The following is an 8,703-nucleotide window of genomic DNA, read 5'->3' on the forward strand; positions in this document are numbered from 1 at the left end:
AATCGGAGTTAACAACCGATATATTGCAAACTCAGGTTTTAAATTTATTACAATCACCCACAGAGTTAGCTAAAATGGCAGAAAATGCCAAAGCGATCGCAGTTCCTGATAGTGCCGAAAAGTTAGCTTCTGTAGTCCGTGAGATAGTTGAAATTTTTCAATAATTAAAAACTACTCGACCACCAGGCCGCCAGTCGCAATGAATGAACCCTCTATGCATTCCTTTTCCCAATCCAGTGCAATCAGAAGCCCGACAAATTTCCATTAATCGCGTAAAATTGCCATCTGAGGGGCGAATATCAATTGCCAATCCTTGGATATGCTGGGAATGGCTTGCACCTCCAATGTTGCGATTAACTGCGGGTGGACGATAACCAGAGGTAATTGCGATGGGACTGCCGTACTTCTCACGAATTTTGCCAAAGCCTTGCGCTGTTTTAACAATATTATTAATCACATTTTTTGACTCCGGCACTCTTCGAGGATCACAACCTTTGGTCATTTCTCCCCAAGTTAGAGGTATCCCAGCAACAATCAATTCATTCTCGTAAACTGTAACACCAGTAACTAATTTCATACTGCGACCAGTTTTCGTATCCAGAGAAGATGTAGGTAAGGGTGTTAATTCCTGGGTTTGTTCTTCAATAACTTGATGATTTACGGCAATTTCTAGTAATGCAGCCGCAGTGCTTCTACCCAATAATTCGGGAGATTCTAGCCAAACACTGGCTTTGAAGTCTGCAAACGCTTTTTCGGTTAAATTGCCGACGATGCCATCTACTTTACCAGTATAAAGTCCTGTTTTACTTAGCAGAGTTTGGATTTCTTTGATAGTATCAGTTTCCGCTTCATTTAGTTTAACTGTAATATTAGAAGCCTGAATCTTTGCTAAATTAATAAATTCTTCGGCAGCAGAATTTGTCACAGATGTATCTCCTGGAATTAGGTTTGGAATAATTAACACTTCAGTTATGTACGCAATGATTCCTGAAAATTAGGTCAAAAAGTATGCACCTAATTGCATTAGTATTGCTATCTTTATTACATAGTTGTTTTTGGATTAATTGTATAATAAATTTCATTAACATTACCCTGAGCAAGTAAAAAGAATTGCAATATTCTTGTATAAATAAATGCTTGCTATTTAAAAATTTACCCAAATTACCGAGATATTCCTTTATATTGCCATGATTTTGTTGTACAATCTATCACCAGTGAATTATTGCGGATTTACAATACACAATCAATGCTCAGGGGTAGCTTTATGACAAAATTAATCTGGTTTCCTGTTGTGGCTTCTGCTGTGATCATAGGATATGCAGATCATTTAGCCATTAGCCGAAAACCCAAAAACTATATGGAAATGGCGCTAAATTCTTCAGAAACGGTTGTGGAGTTAGACGAACCTACTGCTATAAACTTTTCTCAAACTACAAGCAAAATTGATGAAAAAACCGCCCTGGACTTAGTTTGGCAGTTACCATTAGTCCAACGCAAAGCACGAGAAATTAAATACCTCTCGAAAGGAACTATAGAGGTAGCGGCAATTGTTTATGATTATCCTACGCCAAATGATCCCTACTACAAAGTTAGAGTTTTTGACGGTGAACCGAAACACGATACAACTATTTATTGGTTCCGTGTCTTAAATACAGGGGATGTCATTGAAGTTCTAGATGTGATAGATAACAAATATATCTCCTTGGATGAATGGCGGGAACAATTAAAACCCTAATACCGCAAGGCGAAAGTCAAAAGTCAAAAAGTTTTTACGTTGGGCTTTTAAATCTTTTGCCAGGGTATCCATATTTACGCTTTACTATACTATAAATAATTGTCTGATTCCAGGCTACACTTAGAATAATTTTTCATATAAAATCAATGTCTGAACAAAAACCTCTCAGTCCTTGGAAATATAAACCTTGGTGGTGTCAGCCTTGGTCTATACTTCTTACAGGTTTAACACTGATTAGCGGTAGTTGGTTAGTATTTCAAACTATTTGGCTAACGGTTCTTGTTGCCATCCCTGTCTTAGTGTGGATGGTGTTTTTTTTGTTAATCTGGCCACAATTAATGATTCGTAGTGGTGTTTTGGAAACAGATCAAGGTGATTCTATAGAGCTATAAATATTATATTATTATTGCATACTGAAATTACCGGAGGTGGGTGGGAAATTTAATAATTTTGCTCTGGTAAAAAAAGAGTGAATTGACTGCCTTCACCCAATGTTGATACCACGGTTACATCCCCGCCATGCAAACGCGCCAACTTGCGTGTTAAGGCTAAACCTAGACCAGCACCTTCATACTGACGATTTAAGCGGCTATCCAGTTGTTGAAAAGGTTCAAATAGAAATTCAAACTGATTGGTATCAATCCCAATCCCAGTATCAGAAATTATAAAATTAATGCCTCTAGGTACTTTTTCAACTGTCAAAGATACTTCGCCGACGGTGGTAAATTTAATAGCATTCTCTAAAAGATTATGTAACATTTGTTTAACGCGTTGTCCGTCAGCAATGCACACATCTGCTTTTAAATCAATTTCACATATTAATTGTAGTCCTTTTGCTAAGGCGCGATCGCGTACTGTCGATAAGACAAAATTACAAAGTTCTGGGACTGACAAAGGTAATAAAGATAATTCTTCTTTTCCAGCTTCAACTTTAGATAAATCCAAAATATCATTAATCACTGATAGCAAATGTTCCCCACTGTTGTATATGCAACTGATATATTCCTTCTGTTTATCATTCAGGGAGCCAACCATTTCTTGTTGTAACAATTGGGACAAACCCATAATGGCATTCAGAGGTGTTCGCAGTTCGTGACTCATGGTTGCTAAAAATTCAGTTTTTGCCCGACTGCCGGCTTCTGCGGCTGTTTGAGAGCCACGTTGTTTTAACTCTGCTTGTTTACGCTCAGTAATATTCTCAATCATTGCTAGGAAAAACTCAGGTTTCCCATTCATGTCTGGAACCATAGAAATCGAAAGGTGAGTCCAAACTAAACCACCCTGTTTATGTAGAAATGGTCTTTCAATTTCAAGCCGATGTCTTTCTACAAATTCTGTGGAACTGTCTTGACGCATTTCTGCAACTATTTGTTTATAAAACGCTAAATCTCCCCTTTGGTGTAAAATGTAGTCAATAAAGCTCTGCCCGCATAGTTCTTCTTGACTGTATCCCAACATCTGACACAGCGCTGGATTAATATCAACTATCTGCGCGTTCAAGTTGATCAGTCCAATACCAACAGAGGAACGCTCAAAAATCGCCCTCAACTTAGCCTCACTTTGTCTGATTGCTGATTGTGCCGCGTTGCGATCGCTTGCTTCTATGGCGATGGTCACAAAATCTGCTATGGAACCTGCAAAATTTTCTTCTGCCAAAGACCACTGGCGAACTGTGTCATGTTCATGGCACACCACCCCCACTAAACGACCTCTCAGCCAAATCGGTGCAGCCAGCATGGATGTCATGCCAAACACAGAAAGATAAGAGGCAGATAATTCTTGGGTTCTTTGGTCTGTGATAGCATCATTGACTGCTATGGTACGCTCTTGCTCCAAAGCTTGAAAATAAGCAGGATAATTGGCTGTTAACAAAGACTGACCAAAGGTATGTTTGTTTTGGCTAACATCATATAAGTCGATGGATTCAATCGCTGAACAATCTTCGTTATATAACCATACCCCAACCCTTTGCACCGTGAGTGTTTGAGTCGCAGTTTCTGTAATTTCTCTAAGTGCTGCATTTAGGTTAGCTTCCAAAAATGTCTTACTTCTGGCTAATTTAACTAGCGCCTGGCTTTGTCTTTGTTGCTCATTTTTTGTAATTTGCAAAGCCTCTTGTACCTGCTGATGTTCTGTAGTATCTTTAAGCACCATTATTTGCGTTCGTTGCCCCTATTAAGAAACTATAATGTTGTATTCCACGGTAAAAACACAACAGTATGTTACTAATACAATTACTTCATGCTAGTTTTCACAAATAGACCGTGTATTTTTATTCATAAAATCTTCAAACTATCCCAATACAGCATTTTGCAGGTCAATGAGGTACAGACATAAATAATCACAGGACATCTTGCTTGCCACTGGTGTATCGATTTATGAGACATTGAGAGTTTTTGTATTTGGGTAATTTGGTGTTTGTTATTTGGAAGTTTATCAACCCGAATTTTTTTTATAAAATGGGCTTTTCATGGATTTTGAATGGTCTGTTTATTTACGCCGTGTTGTACTAGTATCATTCCACTAGGGTATATTGACTCAGATTCATCTTGCTTCCTACTTCCCTGTGCTTAAATCCCTCACTGCTTAAGTAATCTATGGGTAGAAAATCAGGTTATGAACCCTGTTCATCAAAAAAAACAACCTTTATTTAAGCATCAACAATCACTATTTAACCATGTAAATACTGAGAATTAGCGCGATCGCGCATTCACCTAGAGAAAGATACCCTAATAGTTAAAGTTTGTAAGAATTGAAATAATAGCAGATGTTCTGGAGGTAGTCTAATGGCGAATAACAGTGTGAGGATTGTTTCTCTGATCCCCAGTGGAACCGAAATTTTGGCCGCCCTGGGATTGACTAGTGAAATTGTCGGGCGATCGCATGAATGTGACTACCCGCCAGAAATTCATAATCGCCCCGTTTGTACCCAAGCACGCTTGAACTCTCATGACCCTAGCCGCAAAATTCATGATAATGTTAACGATTTATTACAATCTGCTTTAAGTATCTATGAAATCAAAACAGATATTCTAGAGAAATTACAGCCCACTCACATTATCACTCAAGACCAGTGTGATGTCTGTGCCGTCAGCCTTGCAGATGTGGAAAAAGCTGTTGCTAGTATCATCCACAGTTCACCTCAGATTATTTCCTTAAAACCCAATCTTCTGGAAGATGTGTGGCAAGATATTGAGCGAATCGGTCATATATTTGGTGTAGACTCAGTTCACCTTTTAGAAAATTTAGAAGCTCGCGTTACTATTTGTCAACGCAAACTCCAAGGGCTGTCTTTAACAGAATTACCCACAGTAGCTTGTATTGAATGGACAGACCCTTTAATGACAGCTGCAAATTGGATTCCTGAACTAGTTAACTTAGCTGGAGGTCAGGCACAGTTTAGTGTTACAGGTCAACCTTCTACTACTGTTCCGTGGGAAACACTACTCAAAAGCAATCCAGATATTATCATTTTTATGCCCTGTGGCTTTGATTTAAATCGGACTCGCCAAGAAGCCAAGTTATTCACTCAACGTCTGGATTGGCAAAAACTTCACGCCGCCCAAAGTGGCAGAGTTTATATTACTGATGGTAATGCCTTCTTCAATCGTTCAGGGCCAAGACTCGCAGATTCTCTAGAAATTTTGGCAGAAGTTTTACATCCAGAAATTTTTGATTATGGCTATAAAGGAACTGCTTGGGATACTATCTGACACAGCAATTAGACGCGATTTATCGCGTCTTTACAAATACGTTTTTTACATCCAAGCGCTAAAAACAGCTAAACCGTAATATTTCCAAGGTACTGCTACTGTCTTAAACCCAGATGTGGACAGCATTTGCAATTGGTTATCTAGGGTAGCAAGTTGGTCTTGGCTAGAGTATCCTTGCTGACTACTACTACCAACTTTAGCCCGCACTTCTGTTAAATTAATTCCCTGTTGGGCTGCCCATTCTTGTCTGGCTGTCTGGTAAACTTCTGCTAGGACAGATGATTCTTGTAAAGTGGGGTCTGCATTACCAAAATAACCACCTTGACTCAGACTGGCAGCAATTCGTTGAAATAACTTCAACTTCATCTGATCATCGAGATGGTGAATCGCCAAAGATGACACACAAGCATCAAATTTGCCACCAATATCCAATTTTTCGGGATTTTCTGCCCAGTTGCCAAAATCTGCTTGAATCCCAGTCCACCTTTGTTGATATCCAGCAGATGTAATTTTATCGCCGGCAGATTGTAACATTCGCGGGGAGTAGTCTAGGGCAACGATTTCGGCATCAGGAAAGCGGTGGAAAATTTTCAGAGTCAGTTCCCCTGTACCGCAGCCTAGTTCTAAAATTCGGCGGGTTGTGGTCGGAAGACACCGGGTAATTACCTCCAACATTTCATCATATCGGGGTAAGAGTTGGCGAATGCCATGATCAAAATCCGCAGTGTTGGCGAATACTTCTCCGGGAAATATTTGTTGCATGAGAATTGAACAGATAATTAATATAGATGCACTTCTAAAGCATAGCCTTGGCGAGTCGTTTCCAGATATTGCTAAAATAAAACAATAATATATTTAGTTATCAATAATGGAACATAGGGGCAATCAACCACCATGAAATACCGAAAAATAGCCCTGAATCAGATTGTTTTGACTTTTGACTTTTGACTTCCGCGTAGCGGTAGTAGCCCAAAATTTTACTCCCATACTTGGGAAACTATATGTTCCAGCTTGTCATAATTGTATTTGTTGTTATTTTAGGTTCAGCCATTTGTTCTGGTACAGAAACGGCGTTGTTTTCTGTTTCTCCTCTGAGAGTTAGACAACTAGCACAATCAAATAACCCTTCAGCCGTAGCACTTTTGGCGATTCGAGAAAACATGAATCGACCAATTGCAACCATTGTAATTCTGAACAATATTTTTAATATCGTTGGTAGTATTCTTACAGGTAGTATTGCTAGTCAAGTCTTAGGAGATACTTGGCTGGGGATATTTTCAGGAATGTTTACTTTTTTGATTATCATCTTTGCTGAAATTATTCCTAAGACAATTGGAGAGCGCTATTCTGAACAAATCGCTATGTTAGCGGCTTTACCTGTCACTGGACTTTCTATAGTTTTTACACCCTTAGTTTGGATTATAGAAAATTTGACTGCACGTTTTTTTAAAACCAAAAAACGACCAACTACAAATGAAGCTGAAATTAAGCTGCTGGCGAATATTGGTCAACAAGAGGGGATTATTCAAAGCGATGAAGCCGAAATGATTCAACGGGTATTTAGATTAAATGATGTCACGGCCGCAGATTTAATGACACCGCGAATCATGTTGACATATATCCGTGGTCATCTGACTCTTGAGGAAGTCAAACAAGAGATTATTGCTTCTCAGCATACCCGAATTATTGTAGTTGATGAATCTATTGATCAAGTAATTGGATTTGCTTTAAAGCAAAATTTACTAACAGCGATGGTTGAAGGTAATAACCAGGAAAAAATTGCTAACTTAGCGCGAAAAGTTCACTTTGTTCCTGAAATAATTCGAGCAGATAAACTGATGAAAAATTTCATTGCAGCTCGTGAACATTTGGCTGTAGTAGTTGATGAATATGGAGGTGTGGCTGGTGTTGTGACTTTGGAAGATGTGTTGGAAGTAATAACTGGTGAAATTGTCGATGAAACTGATAGAACAGTTGATTTACAAGAAATTGCTCGAAAAAAGCGAGAAAAAATGTTGCAGTCTATTAATGCTAGTCATCCCAGTTAATGAGCAAAACCTGAGTATTATCTCCATCACACACCCTACCAAATAAGAGGCACTGTATTTTTGTTCTCCTACTATTCGTCAATTTGTCCGAGGCGACGGATATTTAAAATGTCGCTCATTTTTTTGATTTGAGTAAATACTTGCTCTAGTTGCACGCGATCGCGTATATCTATTCCTAAATCAATCAACGCTGGTTGACCAATGGAAGTATTCACCTGTGCATGACGCACATTGATCCCCTGGTCACTCAAACGGGATAAAATATCCTTCAAAACTCCCACCCGGTCAAGGGCTTCGATTTGTACATTCACTGGGTAAGTGTGGGGACGGCTGATATGTTCGGTGGCTGAGTTCCAACTCACAGGTACTAAGCGTTCATACTCCACACTTTCCAAATTATTGCACCCTTGGCGATGGATGGTAATTCCCCTTCCTCTTGTTACTACACCAATAATCGGTTCGCCAGCAATAGGGGTACAACACCCTGCTAAATGATATACCAATCCTTCTACACCAATAATCGGTGAATCACAAGGACGTGTGCTGTGGGGAGGCGTATCACGGACAGTTTTTGAGGTCGTTGGTAGTTCTTTACCGGGAAATAAAGGAATAACGTTAGCAGGTTGTTGTCCTTTAGCTACTTCTCGCCAGCGATTTAGCACCAGGTTGAGAGTAATTTCACCGTAACCCAAACCGGCGAGTAAATCTTCAGCGCTATGGTAATTACACTTTTCAGCTACAGTCTGCATGGCTTCTGATTTCAGCAAGTTATCAAAACCTGTTTTACCTAGTTCCTTTTCTAACAACTCTCTTCCACGGGCCACATTTTCATCACGGCGCGATCGCTTGTACCATTGTTTAATCCGATACTTCGCTGCTGAACTACTGGCAAAGTTCAACCAATCCAAACTGGGATGGCTATTCTTTTGGGTAATAATTTCGACAATTGCACCATTTTGCAAACGCGTTGACAAAGGAACCATGCGACCATTCACCCGCGCCCCTGCACAGTGGTTGCCGACTTCTGTATGAATATGATAAGCAAAATCTATACACGTAGCACCAGGACTTAAGGGTATAACATCCCCCTTTGGGGTGAAGACATAGACATCATCTTCAAATAAATTGTCTTTGACGCTATCAAGATACTCTTGAGCGTCTTTAAGATCACTTTGCCATTCCAGGAGATGTCTTAACCAAGTAAACT

8 protein-coding genes and 1 pseudogene are annotated in these 8,703 nt (G+C 39.5%); 5 read left to right on the forward strand and 4 right to left on the reverse strand.

The window, feature by feature from the left end; genetic code table 11:
- Nucleotides 1-164, forward strand: a pseudogene (locus VB654_RS09935) (UDP-N-acetylglucosamine--N-acetylmuramyl-(pentapeptide) pyrophosphoryl-undecaprenol N-acetylglucosamine transferase); the annotation flags it as partial.
- On the opposite strand, the gene VB654_RS09940 reads toward VB654_RS09935, so the two are convergent.
- Nucleotides 158-925, reverse strand: a complete 768-nt coding sequence (locus tag VB654_RS09940) for a D-Ala-D-Ala carboxypeptidase family metallohydrolase (RefSeq protein WP_323213557.1) — start codon at nt 923-925, stop codon at nt 158-160. The pseudogene VB654_RS09935 and the gene VB654_RS09940 overlap by 7 nt on opposite strands.
- Nucleotides 926-1,264: 339 nt before the next feature.
- Between VB654_RS09940 and VB654_RS09945 the strand changes: the two genes are divergently transcribed.
- Nucleotides 1,265-1,735, forward strand: coding sequence for a hypothetical protein (locus VB654_RS09945; RefSeq protein ID WP_323213558.1), 471 nt, complete (start codon nt 1,265-1,267; stop codon nt 1,733-1,735).
- A gap of 146 nt (nt 1,736-1,881) precedes the next feature.
- Nucleotides 1,882-2,127 (forward strand): DUF6737 family protein, encoded by a 246-nt coding sequence (locus VB654_RS09950; RefSeq protein ID WP_323213559.1) that lies wholly within the window; start codon nt 1,882-1,884, stop codon nt 2,125-2,127.
- A 49-nt stretch (nt 2,128-2,176) separates the two neighbouring features.
- Here the strand turns inward: VB654_RS09950 and VB654_RS09955 are convergent, their stop codons facing one another.
- Complete coding sequence (locus VB654_RS09955; RefSeq protein ID WP_323213560.1) at nt 2,177-3,889, reverse strand: PAS domain S-box protein; 1,713 nt, start codon at nt 3,887-3,889, stop codon at nt 2,177-2,179.
- 632 nt (nt 3,890-4,521) lie between these two features.
- On the opposite strand from VB654_RS09955, the gene VB654_RS09960 reads away from it, so the two are divergent.
- On the forward strand, nt 4,522-5,448 hold the full coding sequence (locus VB654_RS09960; RefSeq protein WP_323213561.1) for a cobalamin-binding protein: 927 nt from the start codon (nt 4,522-4,524) through the stop codon (nt 5,446-5,448).
- A 45-nt stretch (nt 5,449-5,493) separates the two neighbouring features.
- On the opposite strand, the gene VB654_RS09965 is transcribed toward VB654_RS09960, so the two are convergent.
- On the reverse strand, nt 5,494-6,210 hold the full coding sequence (locus VB654_RS09965; protein WP_323213562.1) for a class I SAM-dependent methyltransferase: 717 nt from the start codon (nt 6,208-6,210) through the stop codon (nt 5,494-5,496).
- Nucleotides 6,211-6,449: 239 nt separating this feature from the next.
- On the opposite strand from VB654_RS09965, the gene VB654_RS09970 reads away from it, so the two are divergent.
- A complete protein-coding gene (locus VB654_RS09970) occupies nt 6,450-7,496 on the forward strand; it encodes a hemolysin family protein (RefSeq protein WP_323213563.1) in 1,047 nt (348 codons plus the stop codon).
- 71 nt (nt 7,497-7,567) lie between these two features.
- Here the strand turns inward: VB654_RS09970 and VB654_RS09975 are convergent.
- A partial coding sequence (locus VB654_RS09975) for a TGS domain-containing protein (RefSeq protein ID WP_323213564.1) occupies nt 7,568-8,703 on the reverse strand: 1,136 nt, incomplete at its 5' end.

This window comes from Nodularia sp. UHCC 0506 (assembly GCF_034931045.1).
Lineage (GTDB): Bacteria > Cyanobacteriota > Cyanobacteriia > Cyanobacteriales > Nostocaceae > Nodularia.